This window comes from Mesobacillus jeotgali (assembly GCF_900166585.1).
GTDB lineage: Bacteria > Bacillota > Bacilli > Bacillales > Cytobacillaceae > Mesobacillus > Mesobacillus jeotgali_A.
Genome location: NZ_FVZC01000009.1, coordinates 423,542 through 446,727, shown reverse-complemented (window position 1 = coordinate 446,727; position 23,186 = coordinate 423,542). Strand labels below are relative to the sequence as shown.

Annotated in this window: 26 protein-coding genes; 8 read left to right on the top strand and 18 right to left on the bottom strand. The window is 41.5% G+C overall.

Features of this window, described 5'->3' with window-relative positions:
* Positions 1–61: 61 nt before the first annotated feature.
* From B5X77_RS12200 to B5X77_RS12190, 3 genes are all read right to left on the bottom strand, one after another.
* Complete coding sequence (locus B5X77_RS12200; RefSeq protein WP_079508261.1) at positions 62–1,567, bottom strand: MDR family MFS transporter; 1,506 nt, start codon at positions 1,565–1,567, stop codon at positions 62–64.
* A gap of 56 nt (positions 1,568–1,623) precedes the next feature.
* Positions 1,624–2,070 (bottom strand): cyclic-di-AMP-binding protein CbpB, encoded by a 447-nt coding sequence (gene cbpB, locus B5X77_RS12195; RefSeq protein WP_079508259.1) that lies wholly within the window; start codon positions 2,068–2,070, stop codon positions 1,624–1,626.
* Positions 2,071–2,214: 144 nt separating this feature from the next.
* Complete coding sequence (locus B5X77_RS12190) at positions 2,215–2,451, bottom strand: YkuJ family protein (RefSeq protein WP_079508258.1); 237 nt, start codon at positions 2,449–2,451, stop codon at positions 2,215–2,217.
* Positions 2,452–2,633: 182 nt separating this feature from the next.
* On the opposite strand from B5X77_RS12190, the gene B5X77_RS12185 reads away from it, so the two are divergent.
* Entirely contained in the window at positions 2,634–3,596 is a 963-nt protein-coding gene (locus B5X77_RS12185; RefSeq protein WP_079508257.1) for an MBL fold metallo-hydrolase, read from the top strand.
* A gap of 1 nt (position 3,597) precedes the next feature.
* Positions 3,598–3,837 carry a glutaredoxin family protein gene (locus B5X77_RS12180; RefSeq protein WP_079508256.1) on the top strand — a complete coding sequence of 80 codons (240 nt, stop codon included), beginning with the start codon at positions 3,598–3,600 and terminating at the stop codon, positions 3,835–3,837.
* 40 nt (positions 3,838–3,877) lie between these two features.
* On the opposite strand, the gene B5X77_RS12175 is transcribed toward B5X77_RS12180, so the two are convergent.
* From B5X77_RS12175 to B5X77_RS12165, 3 genes are all read right to left on the bottom strand, one after another.
* Entirely contained in the window at positions 3,878–4,552 is a 675-nt protein-coding gene (locus tag B5X77_RS12175) for a DUF3993 domain-containing protein (RefSeq protein ID WP_079508255.1), read from the bottom strand.
* 212 nt (positions 4,553–4,764) lie between these two features.
* Complete coding sequence (locus B5X77_RS12170; protein ID WP_079508254.1) at positions 4,765–5,007, bottom strand: hypothetical protein; 243 nt, start codon at positions 5,005–5,007, stop codon at positions 4,765–4,767.
* 73 nt (positions 5,008–5,080) lie between these two features.
* Positions 5,081–6,289, bottom strand: a complete 1,209-nt coding sequence (locus B5X77_RS12165; protein WP_079508253.1) for an EAL domain-containing protein — start codon at positions 6,287–6,289, stop codon at positions 5,081–5,083.
* 175 nt (positions 6,290–6,464) lie between these two features.
* Here B5X77_RS12165 and B5X77_RS12160 point away from each other — a divergent pair, with 175 nt between their 5' ends.
* Positions 6,465–7,250 carry a C39 family peptidase gene (locus tag B5X77_RS12160; RefSeq protein ID WP_079508252.1) on the top strand — a complete coding sequence of 262 codons (786 nt, stop codon included), beginning with the start codon at positions 6,465–6,467 and terminating at the stop codon, positions 7,248–7,250.
* A gap of 42 nt (positions 7,251–7,292) precedes the next feature.
* Here B5X77_RS12160 and B5X77_RS23305 read toward each other — a convergent pair whose 3' ends face one another.
* A complete protein-coding gene (locus B5X77_RS23305; RefSeq protein ID WP_176167310.1) occupies positions 7,293–7,700 on the bottom strand; it encodes a hypothetical protein in 408 nt (135 codons plus the stop codon).
* Between B5X77_RS23305 and B5X77_RS12150 the strand changes: the two genes are divergently transcribed.
* The gene (locus B5X77_RS12150; protein WP_079510219.1) at positions 7,684–8,565 is read left to right on the top strand and encodes a metallophosphoesterase; all 882 of its coding nucleotides are present in this window, start codon (positions 7,684–7,686) and stop codon (positions 8,563–8,565) included. The two genes, B5X77_RS23305 and B5X77_RS12150, sit on opposite strands and share 17 nt — an antisense overlap.
* Here B5X77_RS12150 and B5X77_RS12145 read toward each other — a convergent pair whose 3' ends face one another.
* On the bottom strand, positions 8,566–10,683 hold the full coding sequence (locus B5X77_RS12145; RefSeq protein ID WP_079508250.1) for an EAL domain-containing protein: 2,118 nt from the start codon (positions 10,681–10,683) through the stop codon (positions 8,566–8,568). It lies immediately after the preceding gene.
* Between the two features lie 196 nt (positions 10,684–10,879).
* On the opposite strand from B5X77_RS12145, the gene B5X77_RS12140 reads away from it, so the two are divergent.
* Together B5X77_RS12140 and B5X77_RS12135 are read left to right on the top strand one after the other, a co-directional pair.
* Positions 10,880–11,383 (top strand): L,D-transpeptidase family protein, encoded by a 504-nt coding sequence (locus tag B5X77_RS12140; RefSeq protein ID WP_176167412.1) that lies wholly within the window; start codon positions 10,880–10,882, stop codon positions 11,381–11,383.
* 105 nt (positions 11,384–11,488) lie between these two features.
* Positions 11,489–11,959, top strand: coding sequence for a YkyB family protein (locus B5X77_RS12135; protein WP_079508248.1), 471 nt, complete (start codon positions 11,489–11,491; stop codon positions 11,957–11,959).
* Positions 11,960–12,004: 45 nt separating this feature from the next.
* On the opposite strand, the gene B5X77_RS12130 is transcribed toward B5X77_RS12135, so the two are convergent.
* Entirely contained in the window at positions 12,005–12,910 is a 906-nt protein-coding gene (locus B5X77_RS12130) for a chemotaxis protein (RefSeq protein ID WP_079508246.1), read from the bottom strand.
* A gap of 160 nt (positions 12,911–13,070) precedes the next feature.
* On the bottom strand, positions 13,071–13,544 hold the full coding sequence (locus B5X77_RS12125; RefSeq protein ID WP_257391801.1) for a DinB family protein: 474 nt from the start codon (positions 13,542–13,544) through the stop codon (positions 13,071–13,073).
* 136 nt (positions 13,545–13,680) lie between these two features.
* On the opposite strand from B5X77_RS12125, the gene B5X77_RS12120 reads away from it, so the two are divergent.
* A complete protein-coding gene (locus B5X77_RS12120; RefSeq protein WP_079508245.1) occupies positions 13,681–14,829 on the top strand; it encodes an aminotransferase A in 1,149 nt (382 codons plus the stop codon).
* A gap of 35 nt (positions 14,830–14,864) precedes the next feature.
* On the opposite strand, the gene B5X77_RS23300 is transcribed toward B5X77_RS12120, so the two are convergent.
* Both B5X77_RS23300 and B5X77_RS12115 read right to left on the bottom strand, forming a co-directional pair.
* Positions 14,865–15,041 carry a hypothetical protein gene (locus tag B5X77_RS23300; protein WP_176167309.1) on the bottom strand — a complete coding sequence of 59 codons (177 nt, stop codon included), beginning with the start codon at positions 15,039–15,041 and terminating at the stop codon, positions 14,865–14,867.
* A 62-nt stretch (positions 15,042–15,103) separates the two neighbouring features.
* On the bottom strand, positions 15,104–15,985 hold the full coding sequence (locus tag B5X77_RS12115; RefSeq protein WP_079508244.1) for an NAD(P)-dependent oxidoreductase: 882 nt from the start codon (positions 15,983–15,985) through the stop codon (positions 15,104–15,106).
* Positions 15,986–16,218: 233 nt separating this feature from the next.
* Between B5X77_RS12115 and B5X77_RS12110 the strand changes: the two genes are divergently transcribed.
* A complete protein-coding gene (locus B5X77_RS12110; protein WP_079508243.1) occupies positions 16,219–16,887 on the top strand; it encodes a GNAT family N-acetyltransferase in 669 nt (222 codons plus the stop codon).
* 267 nt (positions 16,888–17,154) lie between these two features.
* On the opposite strand, the gene ptsP is transcribed toward B5X77_RS12110, so the two are convergent.
* From ptsP to B5X77_RS12080, 6 genes are all read right to left on the bottom strand, one after another.
* Positions 17,155–18,870, bottom strand: a complete 1,716-nt coding sequence (gene ptsP / locus B5X77_RS12105; protein WP_079508242.1) for a phosphoenolpyruvate--protein phosphotransferase — start codon at positions 18,868–18,870, stop codon at positions 17,155–17,157.
* Positions 18,870–19,136 (bottom strand): phosphocarrier protein HPr, encoded by a 267-nt coding sequence (locus tag B5X77_RS12100; RefSeq protein ID WP_079508241.1) that lies wholly within the window; start codon positions 19,134–19,136, stop codon positions 18,870–18,872. The genes ptsP and B5X77_RS12100 overlap by 1 nt, the downstream gene beginning before the upstream one ends.
* Positions 19,137–19,448: 312 nt before the next feature.
* Complete coding sequence (locus B5X77_RS12095; RefSeq protein WP_079508240.1) at positions 19,449–20,708, bottom strand: hypothetical protein; 1,260 nt, start codon at positions 20,706–20,708, stop codon at positions 19,449–19,451.
* Positions 20,705–21,901 carry a DUF58 domain-containing protein gene (locus tag B5X77_RS12090; protein WP_079508239.1) on the bottom strand — a complete coding sequence of 399 codons (1,197 nt, stop codon included), beginning with the start codon at positions 21,899–21,901 and terminating at the stop codon, positions 20,705–20,707. Before B5X77_RS12090 ends, B5X77_RS12095 begins: the two co-directional genes overlap by 4 nt.
* 4 nt (positions 21,902–21,905) lie before the next feature.
* The gene (locus B5X77_RS12085; protein WP_079508238.1) at positions 21,906–22,850 is read right to left on the bottom strand and encodes an AAA family ATPase; all 945 of its coding nucleotides are present in this window, start codon (positions 22,848–22,850) and stop codon (positions 21,906–21,908) included.
* Positions 22,851–22,940: 90 nt separating this feature from the next.
* Positions 22,941–23,114, bottom strand: a complete 174-nt coding sequence (locus B5X77_RS12080; protein ID WP_079508237.1) for an aspartyl-phosphate phosphatase Spo0E family protein — start codon at positions 23,112–23,114, stop codon at positions 22,941–22,943.
* Positions 23,115–23,186 lie beyond the last annotated feature (72 nt).

Below are 23,186 nucleotides of genomic sequence, written 5' to 3'. Positions count from 1 at the left end.
TTTCATATTATATAGTACCATTCATATGGGTTACTTCGTAAATAAATAAACTGCAGATATATTAATCTGCAGCTTTTTCTTCTTTTGGCAGGAATAGAATGAACAGCAAGCTAACGACTGAGAATATGAACACAACAATATAAACAGAATGCAGGGCGTTTGTCAGAGCATCCTGGAGAATGCTTTTCATTTCCGGAGATAGCTTCATTCGTTCTGCTTCATTGAGCAGCACGTTAGCTGCATCGATTGAAAGATCCTGATCTTCAGCTCCTTTTCTTTTCATATAGCTCAATATACTGCTGTTAAGCACACCGCCCAGTAAGGCCGCACCAACTGTATTGCCAAGGTTCCTCATGAACATATTGGCTGCTGTGGCAATTCCCCTTTGCTGCCAGGCAACCGTACTTTGGATTGACACAATGAAAGCGGTACTTGTCAGTCCCATCCCCACTCCTACGAAAAATGATGCGGTAGCCGCCCATAATGGACCAGCTTCAGGGGTAAGTGTAACAAACAGAATGCTGCCAAGGATTAATGCAGCACCTCCTAACAGCGAGGTTTTTCGATAGCCAATACTAAGTAAAAGGTTTCCGCTGGCTGCAGATGCAATAGGCCAGCCAATTGACATAGCCGTCAGTGTAAAACCAGCTACGATAGGTGACCTTTCCATGACACCCTGGACAAATGCTGGCAAAAAGCTTGATATGCCAATGAGCATGACACCTGTTGTCAACGAAGTCATATTCGCGATAAAAATCGACCGTTCACGCCAAATATTAAATGGCATCATCGGCTCTTCTACCCTTCTCTCCTGAAGGATAAAGAAAATGAATCCGAGAACGCTCAAGCTGATTAACCCGATTGTTTTTGGAGAAGTCCATGCCCAGTTCGTTCCAGCCTCCACCAGGACAATCATCAATGAACTAACTGATACAGTCAGCAATATAGCTCCTGGATAATCAATTTTATGCTTCTTTTTCTCGACATTCTCATGGAGATACAGCCAGAGTCCTGCAATGGCAAGTATACCGAGTGGAACATTGATCCAAAATACGTATCTCCAGCTTGCATATTCCACAAGAAGGCCTCCGAGTGCAGGTCCTGAAACAGCTGAAATCCCCCACACACTGGAGAGGTACCCCTGAACTTTAGCCCTTTCCTCCCGTGAATAGATATCCCCTACAATCGTTGTAGCTATAGGCATGACAGCCCCTGCGCCAAACCCCTGGATAAACCGGTAAAAAATCAGCATCTCCATGGTTTCTGCAGTTCCGGAAAGGATAGAGCCGATTAAAAAGATAACAATGCCAAATGTCAGGATGGGTTTCCTTCCAAATAAATCGGACAGTTTTCCGTAGATTAGGACCGTAACAGCATTCATAAGCAAGTATGACGAGAAAACCCAGCTGTATAACGCAAACCCTCCTAAATCCCCGACTATTGCCGGCATTGCGGTTGAAATGATGGTTCCCTCAACAGCCCCCATAAACATGGCCAGCATAACTGTTGCCAGGACCAGAGGACGTTTTGTTTCTTTCTTGGCCAGCTCTTGTTCTGCTTGTCCCATACATGCACCTCAAAAGTAAAAAATTCAGCTCCCGAATCCGGGAGCTGCCTCAGACACTATTTTTTATGATTCCTTTTAACATTGTTTGTCATTTTTTGCAAAACGGTTCGCCTTGTCAAAATACCCTCAAATAATCCGGTTTCATCTTCTATGCAAAGGAATGGGTGATCCACCAGCAAATCCAATGATGACTGCAAGTTTGACTTGATGTTGATTCTTGGGATATTTGTATTCATTGCGGCTTCGACTCTTTTGCTCTCAAGCTGCTCAAATTCGATTCTCTCCAGGCCAAGGATAGAATCCATTATGATAGGTGTACTGATCAAACCCATTAAACGATAATGGGGATCCAGAACAGGAATCGCTGTATATCCGCTTTTTGTCAGCACAAGGAGAGCGTGCTCAAGACTATTGCCAACTTGGACATGGGCAACACGTTCAGAAGGAATCATCAGGTCCTTAACCGATAATTCCAAAAACTCAGCGCTGTAAAGACTAATCATGACGAAAACTCCCTAAAATGGATTTCATTCCATTTCATTTTATCATAAATTATATGGTGGTGCTTTTATTTAGGTTCTCCCAGTGAACAATACTGAGAACAAAAAAGGACCGCTATATGGGTCCCTTTGTTTACAGACCTTTCGTTATTGAATAAGGTCAAAGATCTCGATCGTAATCATATCAATGTTATCAAATTGATATTTCTTAGGTTTTTCCTTGTCGTTGTATACTTCCAATTCGTACGTTTCCGTTTTTGGATGGTATGTAACCTGGCATTTGCGCTCCCCATTCACTTCGAAAAAGCGCTGAGAAGGCTCTCCTCCATTAGACTGCTCTTGCAAATTCTTTAAGCGGGTTATTATTCCTTGAAGCTGTGACATAGCTCCCTCTCCTTTCCAAACAAAAACCAATAACTTATCAATAGATTTTGCAATTGGCCTATTTATATCCATGTAAAATGATTTCAGAATTTTCTATACATAATTCTTTACATGTCAATATTAACAGAATAAAATATTGTCAGACGATGTACAAGTAAAAGCTTTGCGAAAGGAGTGTTTTTTTGAAAAAGCCCGTACAATTATCAAAAAATGTCTATCTGATAGATGATTACGACCTGAAAATGGAAGAACGTACCGGTACATATGTTTTAACAGAGGACCGGGTTACGCTCATTGAAACTTCTGCCAGTCCATCCATTCCCTTTATTTTAGAAGGCTTGCAGACCCTGAGAATATCCTCAGAAGATATATCATACATAATCGTTACACATATTCATCTCGATCATGCTGGCGGTGCCGGGTTGATGCTGAAGCATTGTCCTAACACAAAAGTCATTGTCCATCCAAAAGGTGCAAGACATCTCGCTGAGCCATCCAGATTGATACAGGGAGCAAAAGCCGTTTATGGCGACAAGTTTACCGAACTATTCGACCCGATTGTTGAAATAGCGGAAGATCGATTAATCATTAAAGGTGAGGGCGATACACTTAAAATCAGCGAGAAGCTGACACTGGAATTTTTGGATACCCCGGGACACGCCAATCATCATCTCAGTGTTTTTCATCCCATAACAAAAGGAGTTTTCACGGGTGATACTGCAGGAATTTTTTATCCGCAGATTTACCGCGAAGGGATTGAATTCTATCTTCCTACAACCTCGCCAAACCAGTTTAATCCTGAAAAAATGCTGCAATCAATGAATAAATACAAGGAATTGGGAATTGAAAGGATTTACTTTGGACATTACGGCATGTCTGAAAATCCTGGAGAAGCATTCAGACAGGTGGAGAACTGGCTCGATGTTTTCATTAGTGAAGCAGAGCGAGTTTTTTTAAATGAAAACCAGCGGGAGAAGCTGGTCGAAAATATTACCATAAACCTATATAATAAAATTTGCTCCCATTTAAAACAGCAAGGTCTTGCGGAAGATCATCCGATTTACGAGCTGCTCTACCTGGACATCAATGTAAGTTCTATGGGGCTGGCAGATTATCTGACAAAACTAAACGGAGGAAAGCATTAAAATGAATGACATCATTGTATATACTCAGAATGATTGTCCTCCTTGCAAAATCATTAAAATGTTCCTGATGGAATTCGGTTTTTCTTTTACCGAGAAGAATATCAATGATGATGAGACAAGCAGGCAAGAGCTGACACAGACTTACAATTCCTACTCAACTCCTACAATCGTAATAGGAGAAGAAATTATTACAGGTTTCAATCTGGATAAGTTAAAAGAAGTCCTTAATATAAGTGAATAGGTCAAAAAAAGAGGTGCCATGGCAGCACCTCTTTTGACTTTTATAATAAACCAAATAAAATCGTTTTATTTTCGTTCCGGAATATAACTCCTAATTCCATAAACGTTTTCAGTGTGGAGAAATTTGGCCCGAAAACTATTTCCCCGACAAAAGGCTCAGCTCCATTTTCGTTTTTGGCAGCCTGTTTATTTTTATTTTTAACTTTATCAGGAAAAGCCTGATTGATAACTTCCTGTGGTACCTGATCATACAAATAATCCGCTACTTTCCATCCATCCTTTTCTTTTATAAGCTTTAAACCCTCGTAGTGATCTTCATAGCTTACCGGTCCTTCAGAGGCAGCCGGGAAAAACTCAACCACATAAATTTCATTTTCGTTTTCTACAACCTTTGTCTTTTCGGAAAATGCATAAAACGGAATGTAATAAGGAGCAAAATCAGTCCCATATGTCTGGTATTGATTTTCCTGCCCGACAACATTTTCCTTTATGAATTTGGATTTATAGTCTTCAGTGAAATGTGGATCCAGGATAGAGTTAATCTCCTCCAGGGTCCTTCCTTCCTCACTCAGTGAAACCTGAGACTCAAAAGCATTCCCGAGGAATTCAAAAACTTCTTCCCTTCCATGCAACTCTGACTGTGCATATACATTAGCCGGCACCAAAAATATAAAGAATCCAAATAATACAAATAATAGCCTAGAGTGCTTGTCCATGTTCTCCCCTCTTTCTTGATGACTAGTAAATACAATTTTACCAACATTTTCCCTATATGATTACGAAATTCCTTCGAAAAATAACTGCACCATCTGACATAAAAAGCGGCTGTCTATTCTCAAATTACCCAAAACTAACTCGAATTAACGCAAATGCCGAAAAAATTGTTGTTTTATCAAGACAAAAAAAATAACCCCCATTGTTCTGGAGGTTAATATCTGGCTGTTGTCACAGCAAAATAAACGATAAACAACAGGGTAATTGAAAGGACAATTATATACGTTAAAAAGATTGGGTTCCTGATGTAAGCGTGTCCCTGGACTACACCGGGAACCTGGGAATCGAGATTACCCTGAGCACGTTTCTGCCCTTTGCCAAATGCCCATGTATAGAACAGCCCAGCAACCAGTACTCCCGCACCTGCCAATAAAAGCATTGTCGTATAAATACTCAAGTAAATCCCCCTTTATAGAAGGCTGTATCTATAAATTGCGCTTAATTCGCTTTCCTATTCTCTATTCTGCCTGTCAAAATAACCCTTCCCGTTTATGCAAATAAGATGCGCTTAAGTCAACAAATAAAAACTCCTTGTCATTCAATGGCAGCGAAAACGTTCTTATGACTTCCCCTGTTTCGATATCACTGTAGCGATCTGAAAGAATTCCCTTCTTCCCGCTCCTCATGCGGATGATATTTTCGAGGAAGTAAGGGCGCCAGCTCCAATTCTTGTTTTCGTATTTGGGCTGGATAATCCATTCATCGTCTGTTTTGTAGAGATTTGGCGAGAGCTGGAATCCGTCTTCATCACAAATATACATCCGGAAGGCAATCCCATCCATGCTTTCACCAAGGGCCTTCAATAACTCGTTTGAGCTATGTCCTTTTTTATTCCTGTTAATCAAATCCTGAAACTTGCTGTTCAATTCCACTCTCAAATCATAGTATGACTGAAGCCGTTTCTTCTCAGATAAAATAAACCCATGGATTTCAGCCTTCAATTTTTCCTTAAGGATATCTTTTTCCAATAAATCAGTTTGAGGTTTCTTCAAATAAAACCCCTGATAAAACCTGCCCCCGTTCTTCCAGGCAAATTGGAGTTGATACGGTGTTTCTATGTTTTCAAACAAAATCGCTGCGCCAATTTTACGGGCAAGGATGGAAAGGGAATGGAGGACATCAAGATAAGCAGGACCGGAATTATTGGAACGGAGTGAGGACATATCAATTTTTAGTATATCTGGCTCAATACCCGCTATACGGTTTAAATAACTGCTTTCACTGCCTACTTTACCCACCGCGATTTTAATTCCGTAGGATTTGTAGTAATTGATAAGATGCTCAATATGGTTTTGCACGTGACGATCCGATATTTCAAGGACAATATTCTCTGGACGAATGCCTTTTCCTTGAAAGGACAGGATGGATTGTAAAAATCCTTCACCATCATCCATCATTAGAAGACCTGCTTCCCTATTGACGAACCACAACAAATCCTGCTCACCTGAACAGGAAGCAACTTCCATTGCTTTGCTAAAAACCACATTTTCCACTTCAATCCGGTATTCTTCTGGAATCATCTCATCTTGGAAAAAAGAGCCCAGACTTAATTCTTCCTTTTCGCTAACATAGCGGCCCAGAATTTCGTAACCAATGATTTTATGTTCCTCAGCGTTAAAAATTGGCTGAAACAATGGAACTACATTCTCAAGGTCGGTTAAAATATCAAGAGCATCCAATTAATTCAAACCTCCCCATCCTTCAATATCTTCAACATCTTTTAACATTACTTTGATATGAACGATTTTACCACAATATGATTGATCCCTCATTTACACTGTTTCCAATTTTCACAAGTCATAAAAGCATCCAGTTGACTAACACTAAAATCAGAGCTTATGGAAGGATGATGACATGAAACCGTGGCATTTCATTGGCATTCTTCTTCCACTGCTTGGATGCAGCCACGGCTCGCCCGCCGAAAATCAAAAGACACTAAAGTCCGAACTTGAACCAATCGTTATCCAGGAAATTCCTGAACCGATTCAGGAAATGGCGGTCCCGAAACCAAACCAGAACTTAGATTTGCAGCAAAAACGTGACAAGCAGATACTAATGAATGTACCCATGATCGAGCAAAATCCAGAATTAAAGTATGGTTGTGAAGTAACCAGCCTCGCTATGGTACTGAAGTATGCTGGGGCTGAAACAGACAAAATGAGGCTTTTCAATGAGATAAAAAAAGACAGTGACTCTCTGAAACGGACTGCTAACGGGGATATCATAAGCTGGGGGAACCCAGCTGAAGGCTTTGTTGGAGATATGACGGGAAAACGTGCAGGATATGCTGTGTTTGATAAGCCTATGGTTGATTTGATTAATAAATATTTGCCAGGCCGGGCTGTGAATTTAACCGGCCAAGAGTTTGAAGCCGTTCTGGAGCATGTCGCTGAGGGCAATCCCGCGGTCGTCTGGACGACAGGGGACTATCGAATTCCGGATCGATGGGAATCCTGGACGCATGGCAAGGAAGTCATAAAAACGCCACTAGACTTACACGCCGTCGTCCTCGTCGGCTTCAATGACACCTCGGTTTACCTGAATGATCCCTTGTCAGGCCGAAAACAAGTACAAGTAAACAAGAATCGCTTTATTGAGACATGGAAAGCGATGCAATCAAGGGCAGTCAGTTATCGTTAAAAGGTCGGGACATTGGCTGGTATCCAATCCGGCCATGTCTTTTTAACTTCCTCCTTTTTTCTTCTCCAGAGATTTATGAAGTTTGGCAATAGAATGGACAATGGTTCGCTTCTTATTAAAGCCTTTAGCTGTTGCCGATACTCCATTAAAAACAGCTATAGCGTTTCCCCAGGTTCCTAAATGGTTAAAACCGGAAACGAAAACTTTTAAATAGCCATTTTTCATAGGAATGAACATTATTTCCATCCTCATATCATAATATTTCATCAACAACACCTCATTTGCTGAAGGACAAGTCAGTTTTTCCTTTATCTTCCCTGCAGAAGTGGCTGAGAAACACAAAAAGCCTGGCTTCCCTAAAAAAGGCACTTCTTTTTTCCATGTATGTTTGCTAGTATAGTAGAGAAAATTTGGAGATAGGTTGGTATTTTTGATGTCTGAACAAATCACCCGGAGACAGTTTATTAAAAGGGCAGCTGGCACCATATTGGCTATGGGAGGACTCACTACTGGCGGCTATTTTTATGCCCGTGAAGTTGAACCACGAATGCTTGATGTCACCCGGCATACTGTTGCAAGCGCTATGCTGCCTGCTGGTTTCGATGGACTAAAAATCATTCAATTCAGCGACACTCATATAGGCTTTCAATATACGGTTGGTCAATTAAAAAAACTTATTGACCTGATTAATACGCAGAATCCGGATTTAATTGTTTTTACAGGTGATTTGCTCGATGACCCCAGACACTTTACCGGAAAAGACAAGATTATTTCGCTGTTAAGCCAGCTCGAAGCTCCGTTAGGAAAATTTGCTGTATACGGAAACCATGATCACGGCGGATATGGTTCCGATCTCTATAATCAAATTATGGATCAAGCGGGATTCACTTTGTTACTGAACAACGCTTCTGAACTTAAACTCCTCGATGGTAGTTCAATCTGGATATCTGGTATTGACGATGCCATGCTTGGCAGGCCTGATTTAGGAGCGGCTATGTCAAAAATACCGAATAACTGTTTTACTATCCTATTGTCACACGCACCTGACAAAGCAGATGAAGCTGCTAACTATCCTATTCAATTACAGCTTAGCGGACACAGCCACGGCGGACAGATTCAAATTCCCTTTTTTGGTCCGCTTGTCACCCCTCCATTTGCCGAAAAATACGTGGAGGGCTTCTATGGCTCAGGAACCAGCAGTGATTTTAAGCTATATGTAAATCGTGGGCTTGGCACTACCAGGCTTCCATTCAGGTTTTTATCACAGCCGGAACTTGCCGTGTTTACACTAAGCAACGAAAAAACAAGCAGCTGATCAGCTGCTTGTTTCCGTTTTTATTATAAATCTTTCCTCTGCTTCATTTGCTTTCAACGGTCTGGCAAAAAAGAATCCCTGGGCTTTTTCACAATCAGCATTTGTCAGGAATTCTACCTGAGTCTGCTCTTCAACACCTTCTGCAATCACTTCCATGCCAAGGCTTTTCCCAAGGTGGATAATGGTTGTAATGATGGCTGCATCCTTGCCATTGTTTTTTATATCGCCTATAAAACTCTGGTCAATTTTCAGTACATCGATTGGGAACTGCTTTAAATAACTGAGTGATGAATAGCCTGTGCCAAAATCATCCACCGATATCTTTATTCCCAGATTCTTCAACCGTTTAAGGATGGGAATGGTTTCATTCGTATCCTGCATAGCCCCTTCTGTTATTTCGATTTCCAAAAGAGATGGATCAATATTGTACTCCTCAATCGCACTCTTGATAACCCTGACTAAATCAAGCTGAAGAAATTGCTTCGGAGAAATATTAATCGCGATTCTGATTGGTCTGCCGGCCTTGCCTGACCATTCTTTAATCTGGCGGCATGCCCTGTCAATTACCCAGTTTCCAATCGGGATGATCAAACCAGTATCTTCTGCAAGCGGGATGAAATCTGCAGGCGAAATAAACCCAAGATCGCTGCTGTTCCATCGCAGCAACGCTTCAAAGCTGGATATTTCATTTGTAATTAGGTCAACCTGCGGTTGGAAATAGAGCTCCAATTCTTCACGCTCGATTGCTTTTCTTAAATGGGCCTCAAGCGCAATGACATTAATGCCTGTTGATTGCATGTCAGAGCGGTAAAATTGATAATGGGCTTTCCCCTTCTCTTTTACGCTATACAAAGCCTCATCAGCAAATTTAATCAGTGATTCCGCATCCCTGCCGTCATTAGGATAAAGACTGATTCCGATGCTCGGAGTTATATAATACTCCTGGGAATTAAAATAAAAAGATTCATTGAATCTGGATAATATTTTTTGAGCAAATTCACCCGCGGCAAGCCTTCCTGTCTCTTCAAGGACAATGATGAACTCATCCCCGCCCTGTCTGTAAACGGTACAGTTTTCTTTTTGGATGTCCACTAATCGATCGGCTACCTGTTTTAAAATCTGATCCCCTACAAGATGCCCCAGTGTGTCATTAAGGTACTTAAAACGATCGATATCGAGAAAGAGAAGGGCAAATGGAATCTTCTTCTTCTTTCTGTTCTTTACCAGACTATCCAAATGATCGAGAAGCGCGCGCCTGTTGCGCAAGCCTGTCAGCTGATCATGGAATGCCATGTACCTTATCAGCTCGGTGCTCTTAGCCTGTTCGGATAAATCCCGAATAATAATATACATGCCTCTTATTTCAGAATCAATCACGATTGGAATGGTTTTAAGATGAACCGTGAGGAATTTGCCCTTTCGGTGCATGAAACGGCAATCAAGAGATTCCTTTGCATTCCCCAATTTCGTATCCGTCAGCAGCTCATGAAAAGGGGGCAGGTCACTCTCGCAAATCAAGCTGGTGATTTTCCTGGATTTCAGCTGCTTTACTGTATATCCAGTCAATAATTGTGCAGCCGGATTTACATCAAGGATCTTTCCTTTTAAATCAATTGAAAACACAGCATCCAGGTTATGGTCAATAAGGGAACGATATCTTTGCTCACTGTCTATCAATCTGTTTTTTTCCTTAAGAGTTTCAGTAATGTCCCGAGTGACTGCAACAACATATTGAACCTCACCGGTTACATTCCTGACGGGTGTCAACAGCGTCTCACCAAACACCTGCTTATCATGCTCCAGATCGACCTTCTCCTGGAATACAACTTCTTCTCCGGCTTTTGCCGCTTTAGAGTATTGCTTTTGCAAACGGGTGAACCGGTCGAGCGGCAATACTTCCTGCAGCGTCTTTCCGATATCACCGGGAGCCATTCCCGCATGGAGCAGTCCGATTTCATTTGCAAATAAGTAGCGGAATTGATATCCGGGCTCTACCTTCATGATAAAAACAAGATCCTTCACATGTTTAAAGATAATGTCTGAAATCATCTGCTCTATTTTATTGGGAGCCGGCATGCTCCTCCTCTTTGTCATTCGTGATTGCTTCGTCTGATCCATCTAACCATCCTCATTCCAGAAGTACAATAGTACCTGGTCCATGATCCGAAATAGTTTTATATTCCCATTTTACCTTTTTAAAAAAGGAAAAACGATACTATTTTTTAAATTTTTACATTTTTTCGCTAAAAATCGACACCAAGACTCGTCAGGTGCCCTTCCCATCCTTCCAGCATAAACTGATGCAGAGGAGGAGATCTTAATGTATCATATTGTGAAACCAGGAGAGTCCCTTGCCGTGATTGCCTCAAATTACCGCCGCACGCTTCGGCAAATCCTTTCAGTAAATCCCGGTATCATTAATCCGGTGCTAATATATCCCGGCCAGCGTATTTTGATTCCCGGACTCCCGGATCCTTCTGCCATCCCTTACTCGATATCGGTATCTTTAAGCGGTAAGAGGCTAAGTTTATTCCGAAACGGCAGGCTGGTAAAAACCTACCCAGTGGGCATAGGGAAAATGCTGACCCAAACCCCTGTCGGAGAATATGTGATTGTAAACAGGGAGCCTAATCCCGGCGGCCCTTATGGGGTAATGTGGCTATCCCTGTCAAAACTCGGTTATGGCATTCATGGAACAAATAACCCTGCATCCATTGGTAAGGAGGTTTCAAAAGGCTGTATACGCATGTATAACAAAGATGTTCTCGAATTAGCACGACAGGTATCGAATGGAACAAGAGTAAAAATAAGTCGATAGTATCACTTAAATGCTCCTATTTTTCAAATAGCCATATTAAGGGTATAATAGAAATATGGTTAAAAGGACTTGCATAAGCCCTATTCAAGAAAGGAGCCTATTCCATTGAATAATGAAAGGAACTATATTCCTCAACTCCGTCCAACGATTGAGAACCTCTCACAAGCAATCTTCACTGTGAACCGTCATGCCAAGACTGCTCCCAATCCGAAATTTCTCTATCAGTTAAAACATGATGCGATAAAAAAAATGCTTAAAGAAGGAAAAGCAAAAAAAACTGGCCTTCATTTTTCCAATAATCCACGGAACAGCCAACAGCAGTCCGACGTTCTGGTAGCTTGTGGTGAGTATACGTTTCATATCCCGCCAACTAAACAGGATTTTGAGCAGCTGCCCCACCTGGGGAAGCTTGATCAGTCTGTCAGAAATCCAAGATCCTCGATATCTTTGACCACCGCAAAAAAATTATTGTCAACATACACTGGATTAAGGGAATTACAGGAAACCGCAGACACAGCAAGGACCAGAAAATATGCAAAGCCGGTATTTAAAAAACTGGGTGAAAGATATCCGTAAAAGAAAGCTGGAGCCCAGCTTTCTTTTTTTAGATCTAATCTGTCTTTATAAAATCAATTCATCAATTTTTAAAACCAGTTCGCTGATTTCCGGCTTACTGATCTGTGCATCCGCACCAACCCCACTCCCCTTATGGCGGAGCTCATTTGTGATCAATGAAGAGAAAATGATAACTGGAAGTTTTGACAGAGCCGGATTCTCCTTAATCCTTTTTGTCAGATGATGACCATCCATCTGGGGCATTTCTATATCTGTGATCACAAGATGTACTGTCCCAATGAGCTCTTCCTGGTCCCCTGCCAGATGTTCAAGATAAGAGATCGCATCCTGTCCATTCTCAAAGAACTCAAGATTTTGGAATCCAGCTTCACTTAAAGTCTCATATAGCATTTTTCGGAGCATCGCAGAGTCCTCAGCGATTACAATCCTTTTCAAAGAGCGTTCTCTGGGACCAAGTTTCTTGACGTCGCTAACCTTGATTCCAGACTCAGGATTAATTTCAAGAAGGATTTTTTCAAAGTCCAGGAAAAGAACCATTTCTCCTCCCAGCTTGATAACTCCGATAATTTGGCTCTCCTGCCCCTGATACATGCCTGACGGCTTTTCGATTTGCGCCCAGGAAATCCGGTGGATTTGTGAAACCGTATGGACATGGAATACTGTCTTAAGCTGATTGAATTCCGCAACGATGAACTTATCCAGCTGATGATTTTCCGATTCCTGGAGTCCTAGTGCTGCGGCAACATTGATGACAGGCAGCACTTCTCCCCTTAATTCCATAATTCCCTCAACATACGGATGGGCGTTCGGAATCGCCACCACCTGTACTGGGTTCAGGATTTCTTTGACTTTCATCACGTTTATCGCAAATTTATTATGGCCAATGCCAAACTCGACAATTTCCAGTTCATTTGTTCCTGATTCTAATAAAATACTGCTTTCATTCATCATGCTCTTCCTTCACTCTATAAATTAAGTACTATATACCTATTATCGGCAGAATGGCAGTAACTTTTTAGCAAATCGCAACATAATTCTGGCCTTCAAAAGAATTTCAGGGTAATGCGCTCATTAAATAAGAGCAAACCAAAAGCAGTTTGCCCGGTAAAAATCATTTTGTGACTGTCCTGCCCAATACAGCGTCTACTTGTCTTTGATGATGGAGATCATGCAAGATAAAGTCTGTAAAATATGTATTTATTGTCATTTGGTGATCGGAAATCTTAAATGAAACACCAAGCCTTTTACTATCCATTTTTTCTAAGATGCTATGGAACTCTTTCCGAACAGCCAGAAGTTCATCGAGGATTTGATCCTTGCTTGCCTGTTTTTCTGCGTATTCACGTGCCCTGTCGTTCACATACTGAAAATCAGGGTAAGAAGGCAGAATAGCTCCTTCCTTAAAAAGCGGAAATCGTTCTTCCAATGAATATTTATCCCAGAACAGCAGATGGGACACCACCGCTGCAACCGTCCAGCTTCCTTCTGCCAATGGCTTATGCCACTCGCTGTCTTTCAGGTTCCTCAATGATTCGATCCAGCCATCAAACTTCACATAATGTTCTTTCATATGTTCTAATACCAAATGGAACACCTCTTCCCTGTTCTATTTAGATAATAATTCGCTATTTTGCTGCTTTACCCTTTTTTACTTGCGGCGGAATTTACAACTTTATGCTTCATCATGGTAAAATAGTGATGATATCGGAGGGATGAAATACGTGGAACATTTAATTAATAATCGAGTTAAAAACATAGAAATTTCGGGAATCAGAAAGTTTTTTAATATGGTTGCACATGTCGAGGACATGGTCTCTTTGACTATAGGACAGCCGGACTTCCCAACGCCGGAACATGTTAAAAAAGCAGGCATGAGAGCTATAGAGGCAAATATCACTACATATACTCATAACGCAGGACTCATTCAGCTAAGAGAGGCAGCGGCAGACTTTTATCGAAAAAAGTATCATGTCGATTATTCAGCAGATCATGAAACAATTATTACAGTTGGTGCCAGCGAAGCAATCGATATTGCCTTCAGGACCATTCTTGAGGAGGGATGCGAGGTCATCATTCCTGGCCCAGTTTACCCAGGATATGAACCAATCATCACGCTCTGCGGTGCGATACCGGTCTATGCTGATATCCGGAAAACCCAATTCAGGATGACCGCCCGATTAATTGAAAGCCTGATTACAGATAAAACAAGGTGTATAGTCCTGCCCTATCCTTCCAATCCGACAGGCGTGAGTCTGAACGGAGAGGAATTGAAGGAAATAGCAGATTTGCTCAAAGACAAAGAAATATTCGTGCTGGCAGATGAAATATACAGTGAACTTGTATACGACCAAAACCATATTTCAATCGCCAAGTTCATGAAGGAAAAAACAATTGTAATCAACGGTCTCTCAAAATCACATTCCATGACAGGCTGGAGAATTGGAATGCTTTTTGCACCTCAGTATCTTGCAGGGCATATTTTGAAGGTGCATCAATACAATGTGACATGCGCAACGTCCATTACACAAATGGCGGCTTTGGAGGCCTTGACAGCGGGAATTGATGACGCCTTGCCAATGAAGCGGGAATACCAATCAAGACGCGATTATGTATTCAACAGACTAAAGGCCATGAATCTTGAAGTTATCAAGCCTGAAGGCGCATTTTACCTTTTTGTAAAAATCCCTCAGGCCGGTATATCGTCTTTCGATTTTTGTATAAAACTCGTCAATGAGGCTAAATTGGCTGTGGTACCAGGAAGCGCATTTTCTGAACTTGGCGAGGGATATTTCCGCCTTTCCTACGCTTATTCAATGGATACGCTAAGTGAAGGTATGAATCGACTTGAACGATTCCTGGAAAACCAATAGGAAAAAGGCCGTTCCTCGACAGGAACGGCTTTTCATTACCCTTTATATTTCCCGTTATTCTTTGGTGCTTTTTCCTTCTTTGCTTTATCCTTGTGAATCTTGTTAGTTGCTGCACTGCCCATTTCATGGGAGAATTCAGAATCAATTACAGCAGAGTCAAAACCCTTTTTGTTTTTTTGCTGCGGATCGTTCTTTTTAGTCCTTTTAGCCATTTAAGTCCCCTCCTTTAGGTTTTAGTATCTTTACCTGGGAAGAGATATATGAATAGCAAAAATTATGATTGTTTCCAGTACTTATATAATGCCTGTGTACCGCTGTTTTCTTCTCCCTTTTCAGCAAGCAGCTCATACAATGAAAGAGCAAGGGATAGTCCAGGGACCTCCATGTCCATACGTTTTGCTTCGTCAAGGGCGATTTTCATATCCTTGATGAAATGCTTAATAAAGAAACCTGGCTCGAAATTGCCGGCAATCATTCTTGGTGCAAGATTGGATAATGACCAGCTGCCTGCAGCACCGGTCGAAATACTTTTTAATACAGTCTCAGGATCAAGGCCCGCTTTCTCAGCATAGATGATCGACTCGCAAACCCCTATCATATTGGATGCAATCGCAATCTGGTTAGCCATTTTAGTATGCTGCCCAGCGCCCGGCTCGCCCTGATGAACAATATTGGTGCCAAGTATATTTAACAGTGGTTCTACCTGTAGGAATGCATCATCATCGCCGCCTGCCATAATCGCGAGCCTTGCTTCCCTGGCGCCTACATCCCCGCCGGATACAGGGGCATCAATCGCATGAAGGCCCTTTTCTTTTGCTTTTTCATAAATCTTCTTAGCAAGGGATGGCGTAGATGTTGTCATGTCTATTAAATAACTGCCTTGCTTGGCATTTTCGATAAGTCCATCCTCACCTAAATAAATTCCTTCAACGTCTGATGGGTATCCCACAATCGTAAACACCACATCCGCCTTTTGCGCAATCTCACGCGGCGACTCGGACCAGTCAGCACCCTTTTCAAGCAAACTTGCTGCCTTTTCCTTTGTTCTAGTATAAACAGTAAGCTGATAGCCTGCATCAAGCAGATGACCTGCCATGCTTTTCCCCATTACACCCGTACCGATAAACCCAATAACCGTATCTTCTTTGGACAGCATATGTATTCCTTCTTCCATTTTTAATTTTATTTATATTCTAACATTATAAAATAAAAAAGACCGAGAAATTAATCCTCGGCCTCCAGTACAATCTACACTTTTATGCGCTTCAATATTTTACCCGATCAGGTTTGTTTTCAAACATCTCTTTTTTGCTTTGGAAAGATATAAATTTGACCAGGCATGTTAAAAATTTTTATACTGGGTGTATTACTAACTTTTGAGGTGGGCGTATGTTTTATAAAGAGATATATGTTTACGACAATGACAAACCTGTTAAAGCAACTTTCAGAAACTATACCAAAGACGATTTTGGACAATTGATACGAGTACAACAGGAAGCCTTCCCTCCTCCATTTCCAGAGGATCTTTGGTGGAATGAGGAGCAGCTGACAAATCATATCAGCTTTTTCCCACAAGGAGCTATATGCGTTGAAATCGACGGCAGGATTGCAGGCTCTATCACTGGCCTGATTGTCAACATGGAAACTGGCGACGAAGATCATTCTTGGGCTGAAATCACTGACAACGGCTATATCCGGAATCATGACCCTGAGGGTAATACCCTTTATATTGTGGATATTTGTATCAGTCCTGCCTACCGGAAACTTGGATTAGGTAAATGGATGATGCAATCCATGTATGAGACAGTCGTCCAGCTAGGGCTGGAAAGACTACTCGGGGGCGGCAGAATGCCGGGGTTCCACCGGCATTCTGCTGAACTGACAATTAATCAGTATGTCGCGAAGGTATTGGCAGGTGAATTGAAAGATCCAGTCGTTTCATTTTTGCTCCGCTGTGGCAGAACACCCGTTAAACCCGTCGCCAATTATCTAGAAGATGAGGAATCCTTAAATTACGGAATGCTGATGGAATGGAGGAATCCATTTAAACGCTCCTGAAAAGCTCCAGATTAGCAGCTTTTTTTATTTGAAAGTGGAGCCTTTATTTCGAATACCGTTAATTAATTGGTTCTGCCTCTCTTTTTAACAGTTAAAACAACAGCAGCCTAAGTGTCTTGTTTATAAATAAAAAAATGCCGGCTGATAAACAGCCGGCCAAATCTGGGGGAAAATGAGAATGATTAGCTTACTTTCAGTCTAACCAAAGTGCTTACTCATCTATACCCGCCTGATATAGGTTAAAACATTTTTTATATTACAAAAATATTACAAAGAAACTTTTTTATTTACCGCCTCGACTACTTCGTCTGTTGTGCTCATGTTCAATACCTCAGAAGCGAGCTTTTCCATATCAGCTTTGTTGAGGTTTCTGATTAGAGAACGAGCTTTCAGGATGGAAGAAGCACTCATGGAGAACTCATCAAGTCCAAGTCCTAACAAGATTGGTATTGCCGTTTCGTCTCCGGCCATTTCACCGCACATGCCGGCCCATTTGCCTTCTTTATGGGCTGCATCAATGACCATTTTGACAAGACGAAGAATGGAAGGATTGTATGGCTGATACAAGTAAGAAACCTGCTGATTCATCCTGTCCGCAGCCATAGTGTATTGAATCAGATCATTTGTTCCGATACTGAAGAAGTCGACTTCCTTAGCGAACTGGTCTGCAAGAACTGCTGTAGAAGGAATCTCAACCATTATGCCAAGCTCAATGTGGTCAGCAACCTCAATGCCCTCCTGTACAAGCTTCAATTTCTCCTCTTCCAGCATAGCTTTTGCTTCCCGGAATTCGTTAAGGGTGGCAATCATCGGGAACATCACCTTTAGGTTGCCATGGACGCTCGCACGCAAAAGAGCACGCAGTTGTGTCCGGAAAATATCTACTTCTTCAAGGCATAGTCGAATAGCCCTGAAGCCTAGGAATGGATTCATTTCTTTAGGTAAATTAAGGTATGGAAGTTCCTTGTCGCCGCCGATATCTAATGTACGGACCACGACTGGCTTGCCTTCCATGCCTTCTAGTACAGCTTTGTATGCGGTGTACTGTTCCTCCTCGGTAGGAAGCTGGTCCCTGTCCATGTAAAGGAATTCTGTACGGTATAGGCCAACTCCTTCGCCGCCATTTTCGCGCACACCCTTTAAATCCTTAGGAGTTCCGATATTTGCGGCAAGTTCTACATGATGGCCATCAGCTGTAACTGATTTTTCATTAACAAGCTTTGACCATTCTGCTTTTTGCTTTTCAAAATCTTCCTGTACCTTCTTGTAAGCTTCAAGCACCTCAGGAGTCGGATTAAAATGGACTTCACCTTTCAAACCGTCAACAACGACGATGTCACCATTATTAATTTCTTCTGTAGCTGCCTTCGTTCCTACAACAGCAGGGATTTCCATGGAACGGGCCATGATGGCAGAATGTGACGTACGGCCGCCTATATTGGTTGTAAAACCTTTTACAAACTGGCGGTTTAACTGGGCTGTATCTGAAGGAGTCAAATCTTCGGCAACAATGACTACTTCTTCCGCAATCATGCTTGGATTAGGAATCTGTATTCCTAAAAGATGTGCCAGCACGCGCTTTGTTACATCGCGAATATCTGCGGCACGTTCTTTCATGTACTCATTGTCCATAGACTCGAACATGCCGATGAACATGTCAGCTGTTTCTTTCAATGCATGTTCTGCATTGACATTTTCAGTTGTGATTTTATCTTCAATGGGTGAAATCAATTCTGGATCGCTTAAAACTAGAAGATGCGCATCAAAAATAGCTGCTTTATCCGCACCTAATGCCGTTCCGGCATGATCGCGGATTTTTTCAAGCTCCGCCTTTGCTGTTTGAAGTGCTGCCTGAAAACGTGCAACTTCTTCAACTGGAGCATCAACCGTCTTTTTTTCAAAAGAAAAATCAGGCTCTACAAGCTTGTATGCTTTTGCGATGGCAATGCCATTTGAAGCAGCAATACCCTGGAGAAAGCCCATTATTCAGCTAAACCTTCTCTTTTAAGTGTTTCTTCTAGTGTGTTAAGAGCATCCTGCTCGTCGCTTCCTTCAGCGATGATTGCGATGTCCGCTCCCTGGCCGATTCCTAATGACATTACACCCATGATTGATTTAAGGTTTACCTTTTTTTCTTTATATTCTAAGTGGATTTCTGAATCAAACTTACTTGCAGCCTGAACAAGCAGCGTAGCAGGGCGAGCATGGATTCCTGTTTCAGCAACAACCTTGAATTGTTTTTGTACCATACTGGATCATTCTCCTTTTATATTAAATATTTAAGATGACCATACATGATGCCTTCCAAACCAAATGGTTCAATTCAGCGAAAGGTCAAAATCTGGCCTGGCTAAAATGATAGTTGTATTTTACCCATTTGTGTTATTCTTTCACACCATATATTGTTTCCAATCATTTCCTCAGTAATATTGATTGGCATCCCACACAAAAGAATAGCATTTCACTCTTGCATAAACAATGAAAAAACCCTGATTTTTAAAGGTTTTGATCATTTTTTTTAGTAAAACGTTTTCATTTTAACGAAATTGTGACAAAAGGTTCTAATTTCGTTTTAAGACTTTTTTTAAGGTACCTTTTAACCCCTGCTTTTGTTCCTCTTTACGTGATTTTTCTAAAGTGATGAACTGTTTTTTGATTCTTCTGATATCGTCTTTGAACCAGCCAGCAATATGCTGTTCCTCATATTCACCATACCTTACCTTTTCGTAGGTATGGACGGTCCTTGATTCAGATTTAATGCCGAGCCTGTTGAACCATTCTTTTATTGATTCATGATTAAGCCTGCCCAGCCCTTTCTTATGAGCAAATTTCTCAAGCAGGAAGATTTCCTTCCTAATTTGATTGACTGGGGCAACTGAGCGTCTATTTAATAGCTGGTTGCCATGAGCTGGATCATTTAATTGTGCACTGGTAATAAAGCCGGGCTGCACATTACCCGAAATTTGTTCCTTCTTAAATAAACTCGATTTTTTAAAAATAAGATAGAAGGTGATTCCGGTTATAATAGCAAAAAGAATTGGTCCCCAGAATTCAGGATTAAAAACCGGCTTTGCCGATTCAATCGAAGAATCATATTCGGCATTAGGGTTTTGATGGGAAAATACTTCTGCAGCTCTTTCCTGTATGGACCGCGAAGTAATCCAGGAGAAAAATGGATATAACATCAGGGAAAGTACCCACCCAATTGTCTGCAGGACAAGAAAAAATAATTCCTTTAAAAGATCTCTGCCAACCGTAAATACCGCAACCAAAACCAGTGTCCAACCGAACAGCTTGGAATAGGAGATAACAAACCTTCTTTTCGAGGCAGTTTCAAAATCCAGCCACTTTAGCAAGAATTGCCCCCATAAAATAAACAGTAACTGAAAAATAAGGAGACAGCCTATTTGAATTAAATATTTTCCTCCATAAAAATACGCAAGCGGAGAGATGAACACTCCAATCAAGAATGTGACGGCCAGCCACAAACTCTCAGAGTGACTAGTAGTATCTTCATGGAATTTAAGGATTCTCCAAAAAATGAATAAAGCCATTATGGTTCCATAAAAAAGCTCCAGGCCGCTGACATTTCCTATGAAGACAATCAGCGGGAAGATGATCAGGAAAAACAATGGCTTGCCAAGATGCGGCTTTTTGTTCAACGAAATAGCAAAAACAATCGATCCAGCCGCCGATATCCCCATACTTGCAGTTAAGGGGAATTGCTGGGAAGATAGCAAATGGAAAATGACAAAAATCAGGCTGATAAACGTCCATTCGATATAAAAACGAAAAAAGACATGCAGGACCCGTAGATTCATTTGCCCGCCACATCCTTTGGCATGATGGTTAGCTGCTCCAGGTATGCACCTTGATTATGATGCTGTAATTCAAAAAGCTGCGTCCCTTGTCTTGCCCACTCATTAATATAGTCATTGGTCCTTAGTGTCCGAATCCCTGCATGAACCATGAGCGGAGCCATTGGAAAATGCCTTTTATAGAAGAAAAGAAGTTGTTCGTGCGGTATTGTCGGTGAGTGGAAATCTGCGATCGCCAATAAATCCATAAGCTTTTGAAGATGATCCTTTCCGGACCCTAGTGGCAGATAAGTAAATGGTGTCGATCCTGCAGATCGAATATTCATGCATAGCGAGAAGGGAATATTATTCCGATGGAAATAATATCCCATTTCAGCAATACTGCTCATTAAAAATTCAAGCTTGCTTGTTACCGAAAAACCGTCAGAAATATTAACCATTAAAACAGCCCCAGCTTCATTAAGCCTCTCAAATTCCTTTGTCTGCAATGTCATTTGCCTGGCACTTGCTTTCCAGTTGATCCTGTTAAAGCCGTCTGTCGGCAAATAATCCCTTGTTCCAATTGGCCCCATATTATCCTCAAAAACGGAAAAAAGGGATGGACTGGTGCCAGGTTTAAAGGATTTGTGCCGATTAATATTGCTGACCGGTATCGGCCGCGGAAAGACAAGTGTTTCCATATTGATTACATCTCTAAACTCGAGAATCGTGTCGCCGAAGCCAAAAAAATGAGGTATATGAATCTCCAATTTCCTTATTTTCGATAAACCCCGCTTTTCAGCGATAAAAGGGATATCGACAATGATACTTTCTTTATGTCCAATCGAAAATGGCAGGCTGACATCCACTCTTGATTGATGGATATGATATTCACCGAGAGCGGGGACTACTGGGCTGTCAAAAAAGACGAAGAGGTTTCCTTTCATGATAGGCAAACCTTGATTGACGAAATGAAGGCTCCAACCACTGCTGTCACCGATAAAAAACCGAGTGCGCTTCCGGTTATTTTCAAAAAACAACCCTTCTCCTATATGCTTTAAATAGTAAGAATTCGATCCTGCCAAGAAAATGATCATAATGCCGGTACCGAATAGCATCCGGGAGTTTATGTAAAAGCTTGCGATAATCAATAAAATACCGAGAAAGACCAGAATGGATAAAAAACGATCCTCAATTACGATTTTATTCCACTGCATTGCATCAAACCTCAGCTTCTACCGGAAGGGCGATGGATTCCAGCAAATCCTCAACTACCTTTTCAGGTGTCTTCGTCAAGGAGGCCTCCGCGGATAGATAAATCCTGTGGGCTAACACAAATGGAGCCATTTCTTTCACATCATTAGGCAAAACATAGTTTCGTCCCTTAATGAGCGCAAAGCCTTGCGCCGCTTTAACCAAAGCGAGCGTTCCCCGCGGACTGATGCCTAATTCGATTGAAGCATGATTCCTTGTTTCCCTTGTGAGCCTTAATAAATACTCCTGAACCACCTCGGATAGCGTGACATTTTTAAGTTCCTGCTTAAGATAAAGAATGTCATCTTCATTAAAAACAGCCTTATTTTCAATGGTACCAGTTCCAAAGCGATGTTTTTTAATCATCTCTCTTTCCTCATCTATTTCAGGATAGCCAAGAGAAAGTTTAATAAAGAAACGGTCCAATTGAGCGATTGGCAGCTGGAAGGTACCTTGCTGGGATTCCACAGGGTTTTGTGTTGCAATTACAAGGAACGGAGTTTTCAAGGGAATAGTATGTCCATCGATTGTTACCTGATGTTCTTCCATTGCTTCCAACAGACTGGACTGGGTTCTTGGTGTAGCACGATTGATTTCGTCTGCAAGCAGGAGATTAGTGACAACTGGCCCTGGTTTTAATTCAAACTCCTGAAGTTTTGGGTTAAAAAACTGAATTCCTGTTATGTCACTTGGCAAAACGTCAGGTGTAAACTGAATCCTCGAGAACTTGCCAGATATGGAGCTTGCGAATGTTTTCGCAAGAAGCGTTTTTCCTGTTCCCGGGACACTTTCCATAAGAATGTGGCCATCATTCAAAAGGGAGACAACCATCATGTCTACTTCCTTGTTCCGCCCGACTACAACCTTGCCTATTTCCTCCTTGAGCTGCTCAAGCTTATAAATCAAATTCATCCCTAATCCCCCTCTAATCATTATATCTCCCTCTAGGACAAGAAGTTCACATTAGAACAAAAGGGACACTGCTTGAGTGTCCCTTTGATGTTATTTTGGCAAAACCTGAAGTTCTTCCTGAAAAATATTTAACAGCCGGTCAAGCTCCTGGCTGGCCGAAATGGTCTGTCCGCTTTGAAAACCAGTTTCCTTTGCCGAAAAAATCATTTCTCTTCGTTTTTGTTCGATTTCTTCCTTTATTTTTTTCGGGCACAAAGTTTCCATCTGCGTTCACCTCATCAGTCTATTTTAATATTTTACTACTATTCCACTAATAGTCATAGTGCATTTTTCCTC